This is a genomic window from Cupriavidus sp. HY129 (assembly GCF_059492215.1).
This window is the reverse complement of record NZ_CP083255.1, coordinates 2,155,335-2,173,390: the sequence shown is the minus strand read 5'-3', so window position 1 is coordinate 2,173,390 and position 18,056 is coordinate 2,155,335. Positions and strand designations below refer to the sequence as shown.

General features: G+C 64.8%; 13 protein-coding genes and 1 pseudogene. 7 read left to right on the top strand and 7 right to left on the bottom strand.

The features are described 5' to 3' along the window. Position 1: 1 nt before the first annotated feature. Positions 2-2,236: a phosphocholine-specific phospholipase C gene (locus tag K6G35_RS26070; RefSeq protein WP_495676569.1), complete on the top strand. Its 2,235-nt coding sequence runs from the start codon at positions 2-4 to the stop codon at positions 2,234-2,236. A gap of 58 nt (positions 2,237-2,294) precedes the next feature. Here the strand turns inward: K6G35_RS26070 and K6G35_RS26065 are convergent, their stop codons facing one another. From K6G35_RS26065 to K6G35_RS26055, 3 genes are all read right to left on the bottom strand, one after another. Next, entirely contained in the window at positions 2,295-2,792 is a 498-nt protein-coding gene (locus K6G35_RS26065; RefSeq protein ID WP_035883621.1) for a glycine zipper domain-containing protein, read from the bottom strand. Positions 2,793-3,094: 302 nt separating this feature from the next. Beyond that, entirely contained in the window at positions 3,095-6,070 is a 2,976-nt protein-coding gene (locus K6G35_RS26060) for an ATP-binding protein (RefSeq protein ID WP_495676568.1), read from the bottom strand. Further along, positions 6,067-6,717, bottom strand: coding sequence for a response regulator (locus K6G35_RS26055; RefSeq protein ID WP_495677134.1), 651 nt, complete (start codon positions 6,715-6,717; stop codon positions 6,067-6,069). The genes K6G35_RS26060 and K6G35_RS26055 overlap by 4 nt, the downstream gene beginning before the upstream one ends. A 335-nt stretch (positions 6,718-7,052) precedes the next feature. Here K6G35_RS26055 and K6G35_RS26050 point away from each other — a divergent pair, with 335 nt between their 5' ends. Both K6G35_RS26050 and K6G35_RS26045 read left to right on the top strand, forming a co-directional pair. After that, positions 7,053-8,024 carry a quinone oxidoreductase family protein gene (locus tag K6G35_RS26050; protein ID WP_008646118.1) on the top strand — a complete coding sequence of 324 codons (972 nt, stop codon included), beginning with the start codon at positions 7,053-7,055 and terminating at the stop codon, positions 8,022-8,024. A 117-nt stretch (positions 8,025-8,141) separates the two neighbouring features. Continuing rightward, positions 8,142-9,233, top strand: coding sequence for an AraC family transcriptional regulator (locus K6G35_RS26045; protein ID WP_186425215.1), 1,092 nt, complete (start codon positions 8,142-8,144; stop codon positions 9,231-9,233). A 58-nt stretch (positions 9,234-9,291) separates the two neighbouring features. Here K6G35_RS26045 and K6G35_RS26040 read toward each other — a convergent pair whose 3' ends face one another. After that, a complete protein-coding gene (locus K6G35_RS26040; RefSeq protein WP_008646116.1) occupies positions 9,292-10,245 on the bottom strand; it encodes a tripartite tricarboxylate transporter substrate binding protein in 954 nt (317 codons plus the stop codon). Positions 10,246-10,706: 461 nt separating this feature from the next. Between K6G35_RS26040 and K6G35_RS26035 the strand changes: the two genes are divergently transcribed. Both K6G35_RS26035 and K6G35_RS26030 read left to right on the top strand, forming a co-directional pair. Then, the gene (locus tag K6G35_RS26035; protein ID WP_008646114.1) at positions 10,707-11,765 is read left to right on the top strand and encodes a beta-keto acid cleavage family enzyme; all 1,059 of its coding nucleotides are present in this window, start codon (positions 10,707-10,709) and stop codon (positions 11,763-11,765) included. Positions 11,766-11,907: 142 nt separating this feature from the next. Continuing rightward, positions 11,908-12,330, top strand: a complete 423-nt coding sequence (locus K6G35_RS26030; protein ID WP_495676567.1) for an AraC family transcriptional regulator ligand-binding domain-containing protein — start codon at positions 11,908-11,910, stop codon at positions 12,328-12,330. Positions 12,331-12,457: 127 nt separating this feature from the next. On the opposite strand, the gene K6G35_RS26025 is transcribed toward K6G35_RS26030, so the two are convergent. Further along, positions 12,458-13,558, bottom strand: a complete 1,101-nt coding sequence (locus K6G35_RS26025; RefSeq protein WP_011515952.1) for an IS5-like element ISRme1 family transposase — start codon at positions 13,556-13,558, stop codon at positions 12,458-12,460. Between the two features lie 83 nt (positions 13,559-13,641). Between K6G35_RS26025 and K6G35_RS26020 the strand changes: the two are divergent. Next, positions 13,642-14,250 (top strand): annotated as a pseudogene (locus K6G35_RS26020) (helix-turn-helix domain-containing protein); the annotation flags it as partial. A gap of 44 nt (positions 14,251-14,294) precedes the next feature. On the opposite strand, the gene K6G35_RS26015 reads toward K6G35_RS26020, so the two are convergent. Continuing rightward, a complete protein-coding gene (locus K6G35_RS26015; RefSeq protein WP_008646112.1) occupies positions 14,295-15,137 on the bottom strand; it encodes a TauD/TfdA dioxygenase family protein in 843 nt (280 codons plus the stop codon). A gap of 280 nt (positions 15,138-15,417) precedes the next feature. Here K6G35_RS26015 and K6G35_RS26010 point away from each other — a divergent pair, with 280 nt between their 5' ends. Next, on the top strand, positions 15,418-16,353 hold the full coding sequence (locus K6G35_RS26010; protein ID WP_035883626.1) for a DNA/RNA non-specific endonuclease: 936 nt from the start codon (positions 15,418-15,420) through the stop codon (positions 16,351-16,353). A 20-nt stretch (positions 16,354-16,373) separates the two neighbouring features. Here K6G35_RS26010 and K6G35_RS26005 read toward each other — a convergent pair whose 3' ends face one another. Next, positions 16,374-18,056 (bottom strand): SulP family inorganic anion transporter, encoded by a 1,683-nt coding sequence (locus tag K6G35_RS26005; protein WP_495676566.1) that lies wholly within the window; start codon positions 18,054-18,056, stop codon positions 16,374-16,376.

Here is an 18,056-nt window from a genome sequence, read left to right as displayed (position 1 = left end):
CATGAATTCGCGCCGCAAGTTCTTGCAGGCCAGCACCGGTGCCGCCTTTTCAGCCGCCGCTCTCGCCGCATTTCCGCCGAGCATCCGCCGTGCGCTGGCCATTCCCGCCAGCAACGTCACGGGAACGATCAACGACGTTCAGCACGTGGTGATCCTGATGCAGGAAAACCGCTCGTTCGACCACTACTTCGGCACGCTCAACGGTGTGCGTGGCTTCGGTGACCGGATCACGGTTCCGATGCCCAATGGCCGCAAGGTCTGGCAGCAGGAGCGCGCTAACGGCACCGTCATCACGCCCTACCACCTCGATGGCACGGCCAACAACGCCCAACGCACGTCCGGCACGCCGCACGCGTGGGCGGACAGCCAGCAGGCCTGGGACAACGGTCGCATGTCCCGCTGGCCGGTGGCCAAGACCGACACGTCGATGGGCTACTTCAAAGAGCAGGAGATCCCGTACCAGTTCGCGCTGGCCAATGCCTTCACGATCTGCGACGCGTATCACTGTTCGATGCATACCGGCACCGACGCGAACCGCTCGTTCCATATCTCGGGGACCAACGGCGCGATGCCGCAGAACGTGGCCTTCGTCAACAATGAGTGGGATGCGATCAATGGCGTGCCGGCCGACGCAAACATCGGCTATACGTGGAAGACCTATGCCGAGCGGCTGGAAGAAGCCGGCGTGAGCTGGATCAGCTACCAGAACATGCCCGACGAATGGGGCGACAACATGCTTGGCGCGTTCCAGACGTTCCGGCGCGCGAACCTGGCATCCGGCTTTCCGGTCTCCAGCGGCGGCTCGCCGGGCAAGCCCTACACCAATACCGGCCAGGCAGTGCCGTATCACGCCTACGACGCCGCTACCGACAATGCGGCCAATCCGCTGTACAAGGGCGTGGCGAACACGCTGCCGGGTGACAAGCCGGACCAGTATTTGGACGCTTTCAGGAAGGCGGTTCTCGACAACAAGCTGCCGCAGGTGTCGTGGATCAACGCACCGTCGATCTACTGTGAACATCCGTCGCCATCCAGCCCGGTGCAAGGCGCGTGGTTCCTGCAGGAGGTACTGGACGCCCTGACCGCGAATCCGGATGTCTGGAGCAAGACCGTTCTGCTGATCAACTTCGATGAGAACGACGGCTATTTCGACCATGTGCCGTCGCCATCGGCACCGTCGAAGAACCCGGATGGCAGCTATGCGGGGAAGACCACGCTGGCGGATGCGGACCTGACCGCCGAGTACTTCACGCAAGGCGCGCCGGCCGGCAGCACGGGCCAGCCCGCGCCGGATGGCCGCGTCTTCGGCCCCGGTCCGCGTGTGCCGCTATATGTGATTTCGCCGTGGAGCCGCGGCGGGTGGGTCAATTCGCAGGTGTTCGACCATACGTCGGTGCTGCGCTTCCTTGAGGCCCGATTCGGCGTGCGCGAGCCGAACATCAGCCCGTTCCGCCGCGCGGTCTGCGGCGACCTGACCAGCGCGTTCAACTTCAAGACGCCGAACAACGAGCCCATGCCGACACTGGGCGGCCGCACCACGCGAGAGCTTGCCGACAAGCTGCGCGCGGACCAGCAGAAGCTGCAGCAGGTGCCGGTGCCGCGCGACATGCAGTTGCCGCTGCAGGCCGCCGGTGCGCGTCCGTCGCGAGCCTTGCCATACGAACTGCATACCAGTGCGCGTTGCCGTGCTTCCGGTCAGGTGGAACTGGTATTCGCGAACTCGGGCACGCAGGCTGCCGTCTTCCACGTGTACGACGGCTTCAAGCTCGATCGCATCCCGCGCCGCTATACCGTCGAGGCGGGCAAGACCTTGTCGGACACCTGGGACGCCGCACGTGACAACTTTGGCAAGTACGACCTATGGGTGCTGGGCCCGAACGGCTTCCATCGGCATTTCAAGGGCGACCTGAACCGCCTGAGCGGCACGCAGGCCGCGCCGGAAGTCCGCGTGTGCTACGACGTAGCCAATGGCAATGTCTACGTGGACCTGATGAACAAGGGCGGCCAGCCGTGCGTGTTCACCGTGACGCCGGTGGCCTACCGCCAGGACGGTCCGTGGACCGCAAACGTGGCCGCGAGCGCCAGCACCACCCAGCACTGGGAACTGCAGGCCAGCGGGCAGTGGTATGACTTTGCCGTGACGTGCAGCAGTGATGCGTCGTTCTATCGCCGCTTCGCTGGTCGTGTGGAGACTGGCAAGCACGCCATCAGCGATCCGGCCATGAGCGAGGCGTAACGCGTTGACAAGCGGTGGTCCGTAGGCCGCCGCTTGTCAACGCACGCCGCCGCGCCAGTTACTGCACCGAGTACCCGCGGCCCGTCATACAGGCGCGCCACGCTTGCCAGTACGACGTCACGGCCCAGCCATTGTTCGCCTGAATCTGCGCACTGGTGGCTACTGCCTGACGGCGTTGCTGGCGATGCGCCACGCCACCGGCGATTGTCCCTGCCGCCGCACCCGCCGCGGCGCCCTTCCCCGCGTCTCCAGCGATCGCACCCACGACCGCACCCGCAGCGGCGCCACCGGCCGCGCCGCGCACGCGCTCGCCACCGGGCACGATGACCGGCACCGGCGAGCTTGCGATCTGGAGCGGATCAATGCCGGTCTGCTGTCGCGCCCAGCTATAGCACGCACCGTCGTCGTTGCTTTGCTGATAGGACGACTGCCCCCGCGTCGGATAGGCGATGGGTTTCTGCGGGATCATCTGCGCGCGCGCCATGCCGGGTAGCGCGCCTGATATCAGAACGATTGCCGTACACGCGGCCAGCGCGAAGTCTGGACGATTGCTCATGAACTCTCCTGATCAGGTGCCGGGTCCGGGCCGTCGGGGGGGCGTCGAGGGAGTTTCGCCGTTGCACGCCTCAAATCCGAAAGTCGCGCCATCCTGCGGCAATCCACCACGCCCGTTCCAGGCTGAAAGAAAAAATGCCCGCCGGGGGGCGGGCAAACTGCGAGGTCTTGCTTGGGGAAATACCCAAGACGGGTGGCAGCAAGAGGAGGCCGTCACCCGTCCCCTTAATAGTGGCGTCGCGGGGACGGGGTCACAATCATAGAAATTAGAAAGTGATCAGCCGATGGGGTCAGCCGGTGGGGTCAGCCGGTAGGCAAGCGCTGGTGCCTCTGCCGGATCAGCCTGATCTGCGTGGCGAGGTACTCGGACTGAAGCGCGATTTCTTCGTTCCAGCCAGGCGCATCGGCAACGTAGCCGCGCAGGTCTTCGCACAGTTCGGCCAGTTGCGAGCGACCCAGCACCGCCAGCCCTCCCGAGATCCGATGCAGCAGACGCGCCAGCGCCGCCAGGTCCTGCGTCGCGAGGATTTCGTCATAGTCATCGAGATCAGCCTGGGTCTGTGTGAGGAAGACCTCGACATGAGGCCCGGGGATCCGGGGCAATTCCGGGAGCCCCTCGTCGTTAGGCGCCTCGTTGCCCTGGTCATCGCGGGGCCACTCGGCGCCTGCGAGAACCGAGGCGAGCATGGCGAGCGAGACAGGCTTGGTCAGATAGCCCGTGAAGCCCTTGGCCTGCCCGGCGGCAACGTCCTCTGGCCGCGCGCTTGCGCTGACGGCATAGACCGGAATGCCGATGCTGGCCTGCCGTATCTCGCGCAACAGATCGAAACCGCTCATGCCGGGCATGTCGATATCGGTCAGCACGGCATCCACCCGACGCTCCGCGAGCGCCGCCATGGCTTCGGTACCGTCTCCGGTGGCGATTACCCTGGCGCCGAGCGCGAGAAGCTGGTCCCGCAGCAGGTCGCGGTTCAGCAAATTGTCCTCTGCAATCAGCAACAGACGGCCAGCCAGCGGCGACAGCCATTGAGCCGCACCCCCGTCATCGTCAGGCGCGGCCGGGTGGACGCCAGTGATGACCGCGCACGCGGCCGCATGGATACCGACAAGACTGTAGGCGGATACCTCACGCCCGCCATCGGGCCGCGCGGTGGCCACCATCGGACCCAACTGCTTCAGCCAGACGATCGAAGCCGGCCTTGGCCACCAGGCCAGCACCCGATCCGGATCGAAGCCGTCGGCGACCAGCAGGCAGTCATAGCTCTCCGCGTCGACCGGGCGGTCCAGATCCATCCTGGCCGATGGCTGGCAGGTGCCCCAGTCGATCTGGTTGAGCATCCCCTCCAGGCATTCGGGTTCGCGCGATAGCACCAGCGTGCGGTTCGGCGGCAGGCCCGGCCGTGCCATTGGCGCTGCGTCGGCGACGCGTGGCGGCACGCAAACCGTCACACGCGTGCCCACGCCCAGAATGCTGTCGAGCGAAATACGCCCACCCATCCGTTCCGCAAGCCGCGAGCAGATGGACAGTCCGAGCCCGGTGCCACGGGCCTGGGCGAGCCGATTGTCAGCCACCTGCGAGAACGGCTGGAACAGGCGGTCCTTGTACTCGTCCGGAATGCCGATGCCGGTATCCGCGACGATAATTTCCAATGCCCCATCTGCCCAGCGCGCGCGCAGGACGACCTTGCCGGCCTGCGTGAACTTGAACGCATTGCCAAGCAGGTTGTTGACGATCTGGGTCAGACGCACGGGATCAAGGTCGAGCCGCGCGGGGATGTCCCGGCCGTACACCGTGATGAAGCGCAAGCCGCGTCCGGCGGCCAGCGGTGCATGGGCGACGGCGATACGGGAGAGCAGATCGGTCACGGCTATCGGTTGCGGCTCGATGCTTAGTTCGCCGACATCGATTCGCGAAAAATCCAGCACGTCGTTGACGATCTGCAGCAGCCCTTCGGCCGATACCTGCATGGCGCCGACCCGTGTCCGTTGATCCGGCGGCAGTGGGCCTCTGGCAACGAGTTCCATGTTGCCCAGCAGCGAGGCAAGCGGTGTCCGTATCTCGTGGCTCATCGATGCGAAGAACGCCACCCGGGCGCTGGCGGCGGCGTCGCTGGCAAGGCGGGCTTGGTGCAGAAGCCGCTGGGCGCGCGCTGCTTCGGCATAGGTGCCGGTCAGGAAGCGATAGTTCCAGTAGCGGTACATCGCGAACAGCAAGGCGAGCAGCGCGCCGGCGATCGCGCCGATCACCATCAGTTCGTCGGCCATGCCCTGAAGCTGATGCCCGATCGGGAGCGCGAAGATCAGGTGGCCGACGTCGGATACGAGCGGCGGCCGGCGCAGCGCCCAGCCGTAGCCGGGGACCCAGTGGAACATGCCGTCCGCCTTCGACTCCAGCCGGGCGTCGAGCCGTTGCGCGTTGGTCCGGGCAGCGGCCGGCACCAGCGGCGCACCGACGCCGTCGAACACGATCGGTTCCGGAATCGGAAGGTTGGGCCCGGCATCGCGCAGCAGCACGTGCAGCGGGATCCGGGTGAGCGCGATCGCATAAAGCTGGCTACCCTTCGCCACCAGCGATGCGCCAACCATCTCCGGATCGGCGCCAGGTGTACTGCCGGGTACCCCGAACCATTCGACACGCTTTTCGCGGGCCGCCTGCAGGACGTCGATATCGCGATCATGAAAACTGGTGAGGACCGTTTGCGTGATGGCCCCCGGAGACATCGGTGGCAACACCGTCTGCAATGCCGCGCCGGATGCATCGGGGGCTTCATAGCGATACGTGGCGCCGCTGCCGATCGAGATCATCTCGATCGAGGGCCGCTGGCTGGCGGCGAGCAATGCGCGGACGGACTGGTCGCAGCTTTGCTGCAGCACGTCGTCGGTTGGCGCGGACGCATCCACCTTCGCGCAGAGACCGGCTTGCCCTCCCGTTGCAACGGGAAGCGTGCCGTTGGCACGCAGTTCCAGAATCAGGTTGCTCGCGGCCAGCGTGCTCCGGCGCTCCAGCACCGCATCGACCACGCCCTGCTCATACAGGCGGGTCATCTGCTCCTGGGCGCGCAGCGAGCCATTGAATCGCACGAGCACGGCTGTCGAGGCGATGGCAACGACCAGCAGCCCCAGAAGCAGCACCACCATCGAGAATACGCGGCGTTCCCGCTGGAGATTGCGTTTGACGGCGCGGAGGTCTGGCGGCGCAGGCCGGGTCGGGTCCGCGTCCGCGTCCGCGTCCGGGATCGGGTTCGGATTCGGATTCGGATCGACGGTGTCCGGTGTCATGTCAGGCCGTTGTCGCGCGCGTACGTGACGAGGTCGGCGTTACTGGTGATGTTCAGCTTGCGCATGGCCGAACGCTTCTGCGTTGCCACCGTGGCCAGCGTGCGATGGAGGTACCCGGCAATTTCGGTCAGTGGGCTGCCAGCGGCGAACATCCGAACCACTTCGATTTCCTTGGGCGAAAGTGGGCTGATGGCGCCGCCGGCCATTGCGCCGGCACTTGCCATCCTCGCCGAGATACCTGGCGACAGGCGCAGCCCGTTTCCGGCAACCGCATCCATGCAGATCTGCCTCAGGATGACCGGTTCCTCATCCTTCCCCACAATGCCCGCGACGCCCGATTCCTGAATGCGCGTGAGCAGGCCGCCGTTGGTCAGCATGGTGAAGACGACAATCGGCGTGTCGGGGCCGGACTGGCGCAGCCGCTGGATCAGGCGAAGGCCATCATCGTTGCCCTCGGAACGGCCCATTGTGAAATCCGTAACAATGAGATCGGGCCGATGTGCTTCCACAGCCGCGAAAAGCTCTCCGCCGGATGCGCACATCGCGGCAATCTGGACGGTCGGAATCTCGCTAAGGGTGGATTTGACGGCTAGCTGAATCGCCGGGTGATCATCCGCGATCACGACGGAGATGGTGTCTGGTGGCATGTACGTTGGGTTTTTCCGCACCCCGGCAAGATCCGGGAGGGGTTCTGCGTCTACAACATGCGGGCGCGCGGTCCGGTTCGGCACCTCGCCCACATGGGGCTCCCGATTTTACCAAGTGGCGGGCGCGCCCATTTGATGGATGGGGGCAGTCGCTTGACCATTCGTCCCACACCTGGCGCTGGCACGTTTTGCACGATTCTGTCGCGCATTGTCAGGCAGCGGGCCCGCCAGGGCGGGACAATCGCGTTCAAACCGCCGGCTCGATGGCACCGGCAATGTGCCGGTAATGGGCCACTAAGGTCCCGCGCGGTGGGCGATTCACAGGAGACATCAAGATGGCAAAGGCTGTTCGTTTCTACGAGACCGGTGGTCCCGAAGTCCTGAAGTTCGAGAACGTCGAAGTCGGAGACCCGGGTCCCGGTCAGGCGCGGGTGCGGCACACCTATATCGCCGTGAACTTCATCGACATCTACTTCCGTACCGGGCACTACCCGCTGGAACTGCCGAACGGGCTGGGCTCCGACGCCGTGGGCGTGGTCGAGGCGGTGGGTCCCGGCGTGACCGATATTCGCGTGGGAGACCGCGTCGGATACCTGCTCGGGCCGCAGGGCGCTTACTCGGACGTGCGCGTGATGCCCGCCGACGTGCTGATTCCGCTGCCGGATGGCATTGCAGACCGCGCGGCCGCCACGCTGATGATGAAAGGCATGACCGCGCAGTACCTGTTCCGCCAGGTCTATCCCCTCAAGGGTGGTGAGACGATCCTCTATCACGCCGCGGCCGGCGGCGTGGGTCTGATTGCCTGCCAGTGGGCGCGCGCGCTTGGCGTGACGATGATCGGCACCGTCAGCTCCGACGAAAAGGCCGAGATCGCCAAGGCCAATGGCTGCACGCATACCATCGTCACCTCGCGGGAGAACATCGCCGAGCGCGTGAAGGCGCTCACCGATGGCAAGGGTGTGCCCGTGGTGTTCGATTCCATCGGCAAATCCACGCTCGAAGCGTCGCTTGACAGCTTGCAGGTGCGCGGCACGCTGGTGAGCAATGGCACGACCTCGGGCCCGGTCGAGATCGACAGCCGGGTGATCGCCCGCAAGGGTTCGCTCTGGGTCACGCGCCCGGCCATGATCCACTACGCCACGCCGCGCTCCCACATGCTGGCGATGGCGGCGGAGGTGTTCGACATGGTCATGGCGGGCAAGATCCACAACGAGCCCCGCCAGACGTTCGCTCTGGCAGAGGCTGCGCTGGCCCACCAGGCGCTGGAATCGCGCCAGACCAGCGGCGCCACGGTGCTGGTGCCGTAGCCGTACGGGGTGGCGTCCGGCGTTTGCCACGCCACCCAACACGGCCTTCAGGTGTGCTCAAATTGAGGCTCGGGCGGCAGGATGCCCGAGCCTTCCTGTCTGGTCAGGATGCAAACAATGACAGCCCCCTCCATCCAGCAATTCAGACTCGTCCGCAGCGCCAGCCTGAACGGCTACATCGAACTGGTGAAGTCGCTCGGGTACGATCCGCGCGCGTTCCTGCGGGGCGTGGGGCTGTCAGCCCGGCTGCTTGAGAATCCCGAGACATTGATCCCGAGTCCCGCCGTGCGCGAGCTGCTCGAAGTCACCGCGCAGGTCACCGGCGTGGAAGACTTTGCATTGCGCCTGGCGGCGCGGCGCACGTTCTCCAACCTCGGGCCAATCAGCCTGGTGCTCAAGGAAGCCGCCACGCCGCGTGAGGCGCTGGACACGCTCTGCCGCTATCTGAAGTTGCTTAGCGCCGCGCTGATCACGCGCGTGGAGGACGTTGGCGACGCGGTGATCATCCGCGAGGATCTGCTGCCCACCCCCGGGCTGTCGTCTCGCCAGGCGCTGGAACTGGCGATGGGCGTGACCTTCCGCATGTTGCGCGAGCTGATTGGCCCCCGGTGGCGCCCGCAGCAAGTCTGCTTCATGCACCGCCCGCCGGCCGATCTGTCCCCATACCGTGCGTTCTTCGGGCGTAACCCGATGTTCAACCAGCCGTTCAACGGCATGGTCTGCGCGGCGGCCGATCTGAGCATGTCACGGATGCCCGATGACCCCGGCGTGGCACGCTTCGCGCGCGATTACCTGGAGGCGGCGCTCCGGCACCGCGAGATCGGCATCCGCGACTCCTGCCGCGAACTGGTCCAGGCGCTGCTTCCCGGCGGGCGCTGCACCGCCGATCAGGTGGCACGTCATCTGGGCGTCGATCGCCGCACCTTGCACCGCTACCTGAGCGCCGAAGGCCTGACGTTTTCGACCCTGCTCCACGAGGTGCGGTCCGAACTGGTCATGCGCCACCTGCTGGAAAGCGATCTGCCGATGGGGGAAGTGGCGGGCCTGCTAGGCTTCTCGGCACAGAGCAGCTTCAGCCACTGGTTCCAGACCGTATTCGGGTGCAGTGCCACCGACTGGCGCAAGACCCAATCCTCGCAGCCCGCGAAATCCGCGAGATCCGGGCAGTTTGCTGCCGCAGCCGGCCGACGGGCGCCTTCGCGCGCCTGACGTACGTGACGTACGCCAGCGCGCGAAAGGGCCGCCCTGCCCCTTCGCGCCGTCCGTCTTACTCCGGCACGAAGTGAATCGAATGCAGCAGCTTGCCCTGCCGTTCATACGATTCGCGCACGTCGCTGGCAAGCTCCTCCATCGACGCCTGCGAGCCGGGTTCCATGCCGAGTTCCTCGATCTTCTTGCGTAGCGTGGGCGATTGCAGCGCCTTGAGCGTGGCGTCGCGGAGCTTTGTCGTCACGGCCGCAGGCACGCCCGGCGCAGACCAGAGGCCCATCCAGCCGACTTCCTGCAGGTCGGGATAGCCCAGTTCGGCGAACGTGGGCACGTCGGGCAACGTGCTGATCCGGTGTGGGTAGGCAATCGCGAAGGCCCGCAGCTTGCCCGCCCGGATGAACGGCAGAGACGTAGCGGGGGCATCGAACATCAGTGGCACGTGGCCGCCCATTACGTCCTGCAGCGCCGGCGGCGATCCCTTGTAGCTCACGGTGCCCGTCTGCAGCCCCGCCAGGCGATTGAACTGCACGCCGATGGTCTGGCCGCGCAGGCCGATACCGAAGTTCGCGTAGTCGACCTTGCCCGGGTTGGCCTTGATGTACGTGACCAGTTCGCCGAGATTCTTCGCGGGTAGGCTCGGGTTGCCGACCAGGATCAGGCCCTGCCGCGACAACTGCGCAATCGGCACGATGTCCTTGAACGGGTCGTAGGACACTTTGATGGCTTGCGGTACTTCGGCGGCAATACCTTTCTGGATCAGCAGGAACGTGTAGCCGTCGCGTGGCGAAGACAGCATGCCCTGGACGGCGATGGTGCCGGCCGCGCCCGACTTGTAGTCGACGATGACAGGCTGGCCGAGCGGCTTCTGCAGCTCCTGCGCGAACAGGCGCGCCAGGATGTCTGCCGTGCCTCCGGGCGGCGCGCCTACCAGGATGCGCACGGGCTTGATAGGCCATTCTCCCGCCTGGGCCGCGTGGGCTGTATGGGAGGCGAGCATCGGCGCCAGCACCATCGCGACGCTCGCGATGACTAGCCGGCGGCGGATTGCAGGTGGCGTGGTGGTGGCGTGAGTTTTGCCTGCACGATTCGGTGCATGCAGGTGGGGGCCTGGGTTACGCATGTCTCGCTCCGGATGGATGAAAACGTCGGGTGGAGTTGTTGGCGGGATCGCATTCTTCGATGCCACGGAGCAGCCCGTGCCAGCCTTGGGACGGATTCTGTGGCGTCACTCCCCCGGGTGCTTGGCAATGCGCGACAGAGTCATGCCGATCGCGCCACCGGCACGTCGGGGCGACCCGGCGGGAACCTGCCGCCATGCCAGTCCCGGCTATGTCCTGCGCATGTCCCATAAAAGCAAATGCCTGTCCCAGATAAGCAAGCGCAGGCGGGGAATGCTCCAGATACTCAAAGGGCAGGCTTGCAAAGCCACCACGGCAATCATCCCCACCAAAACCAACACCCTGGAGACGCACCATGAACTTCCTCGACGGTCACCTCTTCCCCGAGAACCAGCCGCCCCTGATCATCACCGCCGCGCCCTACGCGCCGGGCTGGCTGCCCGAGGACTTCCCCGAGGAGATCCCGGTCAGCATGGAAGCGCAGATCCAGAAGGCGGTGGATTGCTACAACGCGGGCGCCACGGTGCTGCATCTGCACGTGCGCGAACTGGACGGCAAGGGCAGCAAGCGCTTGTCCAAGTTCAACGAGCTGATTGCGGGCGTGCGCAAGGCAGTGCCAGAGATGATCATCCAGGTCGGCGGATCGATCTCGTTCGCGCCAGAGGACGAAGGTCAGGCCGCAAAATGGCTCTCGGACGACACCCGTCACATGCTGGCCGATCTCGAACCCACGCCGGACCAGGTCACGGTGACGGTGAACACGTCGCAGATGAACGTCACCGACCAGGCCGAAGACGCCGATTTCAAGGGCACGTCGCGTGAGCGGGCCGCCATCTTCAACGCCTACAAGGAGATGACGGTGCCCGCGCAGCCGGGCTGGGTGGAAGAACACGTGCGCCGCCTGACCGCCAAGGGCATCCAGAGTGCCTTCCAGTGCTACAACCTCAACAGCTTCGAGTCGGTGGAGCGATTGATGCGCCGGGGCTTCTACAAGGGGCCGCTGGTCATGAACTGGGTGGCCATCGCCGGTGGCATGGACACGCCGAGCGTCTACAGCCTGGCCAATTTCATCCGTGCCGTGCCTGATGGCGCGGTGGTGACGGTGGAGAGCAACGTGCGCAACGTGCTGCCGGTCAACATGATGGGCATTTCGATGGGCCTGCACGTGCGCTGCGGCACCGAGGATTGCCTGTGGAACCAGTCGCGCACCGAGAAGATGAGCACCGTAAAGCAGATCGAGCAGCTCGTGCGGATCTCGCGCGAATTTGGCCGCGAGATCGCCACGGCCAAGCAGGCGCGCCAGATCAGCCGCATCGGCGAGTTCTACGATACCGTCGAGGAATCGCTGCAGGCCAACGGTTTTGCCCCCAACCGCAACGGCGGAAACCAGGGCTTCCTGCGCAAGACGGCCTGAGCGGCCTGAGCCGGTCACTGTTTCCCGCATCGACCGCGTGAAGCCCCGGCACAGGGGCTGGAGCCGGATCAGGGCAATCCCCTCTTGTCCGGCTCCCCAAATCATCAGATAACACTTGCCGCTTCTCCGCCCCCGTGATGCCATGAGTACTCTGATTCGCAGCGCCCTCCTCGTCAAATTTTCCGAAGTGTCCCGCACCGTTGGCATCGACGCCGATCGGTTGATCCAGCATGTCGGTGGCGACAGAGCCTGCATGTTCTCGCCGGATCTGCACGTCCCGGAACCGTGGCTCGCCCGGATGCTGGAAAGCAGCGAGCAGACCGGCCAGGGCGCATCGGCGTCGATCGGCTTGCTGATGGCGGAAACCTGGCGGATGTCGGATTTCGGCCCGATCAGTCTGCTACTGCAGCATCAGCCCACGCTGCGCCACGCACTGGGCCAGCTCGAGACCTACCGCCATCTGCTCAGCGAATCCGTCGCGGTCCATGTGGAGGAATTCGACGATATCGCCATCGTCCACCAGCAGGTCATTACCGAGCGGCCTAACAGGCTGCTGAAGTACTAGCCGCATAAAAGCGAAGCTTCCCTCTGCAAGGCTGATGGGCTCGCTATTTTTCACAATCCGGAAGCTGATCGTCACTTCACCGACTTTTTCGTTGATTTGGCGACCGTTTCCGGCCTCATTGCCGCGATTACTGCAACTGCGGACGGATTTGTCCCAGCGAACGCATGCGCACGAGGTTGTAGGCGGCCATGCTCAGCACAAACATTTGATCGACCTTCTTTAGTCCGCGCACCATCACCTGGCGCATGCGCCCAACGGTCTTGGCCCATCCAAAGCCTTGTTCAATCAGCTTGCGCTTCTGCTGTGAGATGGCATAACCCTTGGTGCCTGCAATGGCGTCGGGAACGGCCGAGCGGCGGCCAGAGGTGTTTTGTGCGACGTGCGGCGTCACCTTCAACTCCAGGCAGGCTTGAATGAACTCGTGCGCGTCGTAGCCCTTGTCCGCACCCACGGTGACTTCCACATTCAGGTCCTCAATCACCTGCCTGGCATCGTTGAGCATGACCTTCGCGGCCTCGCGCTCGGCGTGTCCGTCCGCATTGGTCACCATGGCGCTCACCACCAGGCCGTGGCGGTTGTCGCTCAGGGTATGACCCATGTAACGCAGTTCACTGGCGGTTTTGCCCTTGCGGTACAGCTTGGCATCGGGATCGGTTTTGGACTCGTGCGTCTCGTTGCTGCGCTTTTCACCCTTGAAGTCAGCACCGTCGTTATCGTCTTGGTCGTCGCCATCCTTGCGTACAAAGCTCTTGTGGCCAGCCCACGCCTTAATCAACGTGCCGTCGACGCTGAAGTGCTCGCCCGACAGCCAGTCCTTCTTCTGCGCGATGGCCAGCACTTCGTTGAAGAAGTCGATCACAGCATCGTGCTTGATCAGCCGTTCCCGGTTCTTGCTGAAGACGCTGGGCACCCAGACCACATCATCCATCGCCAGGCCAATGAACCAGCGAAACAGCAAGTTGTAGTGCGTCTGTTCCATGAGCTGGCGCTCCGACCGGACGCTGTAGAGCACCTGCAGCAGCATGGCCCGCAGCAACTTCTCCGGCGCGATGCTGGGCCGGCCACCCTTGATATCGGCCTCGTACATTTGCGCGAACAGCCGATCCATCTTCGCCAGCGCCTGGTTCGCCATGGTGCGGATCGCGCGCAGGGGGTGGGACTTCGGCACGAAATCTTCCAGCCGCCGCATGGTGAACAAACTTTCGGTGAAGGTGTCAGCGCCGCGCATGAACGTGGGATTGTATGGAGTCCTCAGATTAACGATTCAGCAAGTCGTCGCGCTGACGTTCGCTGCCGGTATTTCAGCAGCCTGCTAATCCTGGCCGTCAGCCGGTGGAACTGTCGGTCGGCGCGTTGCAGAGCCTGATGAAGTCGATGCTCGGTGGTCACTGGAAGCCGCGCAGCGTTCATTTCTCTCATGCCGCGCCGGCGAGCCTGCATGTGCACCAGCGCCTGTTCGGCACGCGGGTCGAGTTCGGCTGTGACTTCGATGGCATTACGATCGACCGGCATGACCTCGATCGGCCCAATCCGCTCGGCGACGTCAATCTGGCCCGCTATGCCAAGGAGTTTCTCGACGAGCGTCCGCACGGCAAGCAGGCGTCCACGGCGTCCAACGTGCGCCGGGCTATTCAGTTGCTGCTGCCGCGTGGGCGCAGCGGCATCGAACAGGTCGGCCAGCAACTCGGCATGAGTTCGCGCACGCTGCAGCGGCGGCTTGAGCAGGAAGGCATCGAGTTCTCCACGCTGCTCGGCGAGGTGCGCCGCGGGCTGGCCAACCGCTACCTGGGAGACCAGCGGTACCCGGTGTCGCAGGTGGCGACGTTGCTCGGTTTCTCCGAGGTCAGCACGTTCTCGCGCTGGTTTGCCGCGCAGTTCGGTGTGTCCCCGACACGCTGGAGGGCGGGCCAGCCCGCGTAAGCGGCCGTCCCTGCCCTGTTCGGCTCGGCTCGGTTGCGCGCGGATCAGAACGGACGATCGCCCTTGATCGTGGCTCGCTCCATCCGGCGCGGCGCGGGCCAGTAGTCGCTCACGGCATAGTGCTGTGTGGAAACGTTGTCCCACAGCGCCACGCTATTGGGCTTCCAGCGGAAGCGGACCTGATACTCGGGAATCGCCGCCTGGCTGATGAGGTAGTTGAGCAGCAGGCTCGCGCCGGGGGTCTTGTCCTGCCCGAAGCGCACGTTTTCCGGGGTGTGGTAGTTGATGAAGTGCGTCGAGAACGGCCCGACGTACAGGATCTTCTCGCCGGTTTCGGGGTGCGTCCGCACCACGGGGTGGTCCACCAGCGGGTTCTTCCGCACCAGCTCCTCGCGCTCTTCGGTCGTCATGATCGCGCCGAAGGAATGCTCGATGCCATGCTTGGCTCGCAGGCCGGCGATCTTTACCTTGATGTCCTCCGGCAGGTGCTTGTAGGCCTCTACCATGTTGACCCAGATGGTGTCGCCACCGACATCGGGGCAGGAAATGCAGCGCAGCACCGCACCTTTGGGCGGACAGGCGCGCCACGAGGCATCGGTGTGGTACGTGTTCTCGAAGTGATCCCGCTTCTCGCTCTTGTAGATCTCGATCAGGCCCGGATGCTCGGGCACCGAGTTCGCGACCGGGTGATCTTCCAGATCGCCAAAGCGCTTGGCGAACGCCACGTGGTCGGCCCGCGAGATGTCCTGGTCGCGGAAAAACAGCACGCGGTGTTTGAGCAGGAGCGCCTTGATTTCAGCGAAGAGCGTATCGTCGCGCGCAACATCGGCGATACTCACACCCGCCAGTTCGGCGCCGATCGAGCATGTGAGGGGATTGACTTGCATGATTTCATTCCTTGGGCGTTGTGGATTGAGGGCGGCCACGCCAGAAGCCGTGGTGCGGGCAATCCGGAGACACCCGCGCGCCGTCTGGAAATGATTGTGGCCAACCGCGATGCCTGCTGCTTGACCCATCGCGCCATGACTTGGCGGACCATGCCAATCGCCCGGGCGCGGCGTCCGCGCACCGCCCGGAATGAAACGAAGACTGTCGGATTTTGATTTTTTCGAGTGAACGTATTGGCGCTTGCGCAGTCAATCTGGTCCCACTCGTGACACCAGAACAATGAAGAAGTTAGTGATTTCCCTGATCCTGGGGATGGCGCCCGTGCTTGCTGGCGCCGCAGGTATGGCGGACTTTTCCCAATGCCGCCAGTTCTTTGCCCACAGCGCGCCACCGAGAGTCACCGTCACGTCCGACCTGAAGTTACGGCCGCTCTGCTACGACGCATTCGCGGTCATGCACTCGGGCCGCAGCAAGACGCCGGTCTACGTCGCAGAGCGATTATCGAGATCCCAGCTTGTCGATGCCCGCGATGAAAAGCGGACCAACCAGTTCTTCGCCGACGCGCGATTACCGCGAGCCGAACGCGCCGAGCTGGACGACTACCGCGGCAGCGGATGGGATCGTGGCCACCTGGCGCCGGCAGGCGATCAGCCCACTGCGCAGGCCATGGCGCAATCGTTCAGCCTGGCCAACATGACGCCACAGGCGCCAAAGAACAACCGCGAGGCGTGGAGTTCGATCGAATCGGCTACGCGCAAGTACGCCATGCGGGCCAAGGGCGATGTCTACGTGATCTCTGGCCCCGTATTCTCCGATCGCCCCCAAACCATCGGCGCGGGCCGCGTCTGGGTGCCCAGCTACTACTTCAAGCTGGTCTACGACCCCACCACGAATCGCGCCTGGGCGCACTGGATCGCGAACACCAACGAGGCTCGTCCGTCGAAGCCGATCAGCTATCACGAACTGGTGAAACGTACCGGCATCGAATTCCTGCCAGGCCTGATGCCCGGTGAAAACACGAATGCCACCGCGCCGGAGCTGCGGGCGGAATCGACCACACGTGGCAACCGTGAGCCGAAGCACGAGCCGAAGCGCGAGGGCGAGGATCTTGGCCAGGCGCTCAGATCGCTGATTCAGCCCATTGCGCAGGATTTCGAGCGGATCATGCACTCCTTGCTGCGGTGGTGGGCTCAGCTACGACACATCATGGCCTGATCGTCGGATCGTCGCGGCGTTCACGTTGCCGGCGTATCGGTGCCGATAGTTTCCAGGGCCAGCGACTGCACCGCCTCGTCCACGCTGAGTTCATGCAGGGCGCCGAGCGGCAGCGTATCGTCGGCCGAGCGCGTCAATACGTCCAGCGCGGGCGGCTTCAGGCGGACCAGCAACAGTCGGCGGCCACGGCTGGCTACCCCCGCGGCAAACGTGCGCAAGGCCTCGATCGTCGAACCATCCAGGTCAGGCGTTTCCTCCAGGCTGATGATCACCGTGTGCACCGCGCCCTGCTCCGCCTCGGCCAGGTGCCGCACGCGCAGCAGAATGCGTTCCACATTGGCGAAGAACAGCGGCGCTTCGGGCCGCGCGATCAGCAAGCCGGGAGGAATCGTGGCTTCGGGATGCTTGGAGACATCCACGTAGTTGTGGCTCGTGCCCAGGCGGCCCAACTGGCTGACCCGAGGTTCGGAAAAATTGCGGAGCGTGAGCAGCAGGCTTACCCCGATGCCGGCCAGCAGGCCATCCAGCACGCCAAGCAGCAGCACTGCCACGCACGCAGCCACCACCAGCACGCGGTCGCGCTGCCAGGACCAATAGGGCCGGAACACGCTCAGCCGCAGCGTGTGGCTGACTGCGTAGGCCACGATGGCGGCCAGCACCGGTTCCGGGGTCAACGCCAGTTGCGGCAGCAACACCGCGACGATCACGGCGACAACCACAGCCGCGCACCATCCCGCCAGCCGGGACGTCGCCCCGGCCGCTTCGTTGGCCGAAGTGGCCGAGTAACCGGCACCCACCGGCATACCATGCAACAGCCCGGAGCCGAGGTTCGCGAAGCCGAGCGCGAGCAGGTCGCGGTCCGCAGACGTGCTGTCGCCGTGCTTCAGCGCGAAACTCCGGATCGAACTGTAGGATTCCGCGTAGAGGATCAGCACCAGCGCGAAGGCCAGTTCGCCGAGCCTGAGCCACTGGCTGCGCGACAGGTCGGGAATCGAGAACGACAGATCCGCCAGATCGATCGTGCCGACCTGCCCGATCCCGAAGTGATGCAGGTCCACCCCATGCGAGGCGGCAATGCCGAGCACGATCACCACCAGCGGGCCGGGGACGTTCTTCCAGCGTGACATGCCGAACAGCAACGCCAGCGCAACCAGCGCGACGATGAGCGCATTCACGTTCCACGCCGAGAGCTGCCCCAGCATTTCGTAGGTGAAGCGCGGCAGATCGTTGTGCGCGGGATGGACGCCCACCACGCTGGCCAGTTGCTTGAGGATGATGGTGATGGCCAGGCCGAACGTAAATCCGCGCAGCACCGGCTTGGCAATGAATTCGGTGATGCCGCCCAGCTTGGCCAGCCCGGCCAGCATCAGGAAGACGCCGCTCAGGATCACCAGCCCCGCCGCCAGCAACAGCCGCTGCGCAGGGTCCGCGCCGGACATGGAAAGCGTGATGGCAGCTAGCACCGCGGCGGAGGAGGACGTGGCCGAAACCACCGCGAACCGGCTGGTGCCTGCCAGGCCGTAGACCACCAGGCCCACCAGCAGGCCGATCAGGCCGGCCTGCGGTGGCAAATTGGCGATGCCCGCGTACGCCACCGCTTCAGGTAGCAGCAGACCGGCTATCGAACAGCCGGCAATCAAGTCGCGCAGCCGGCTGCCGTCGCGCGCGCTGTCGATCGGGTGCGTCGAATCGGTCGTGGTCAC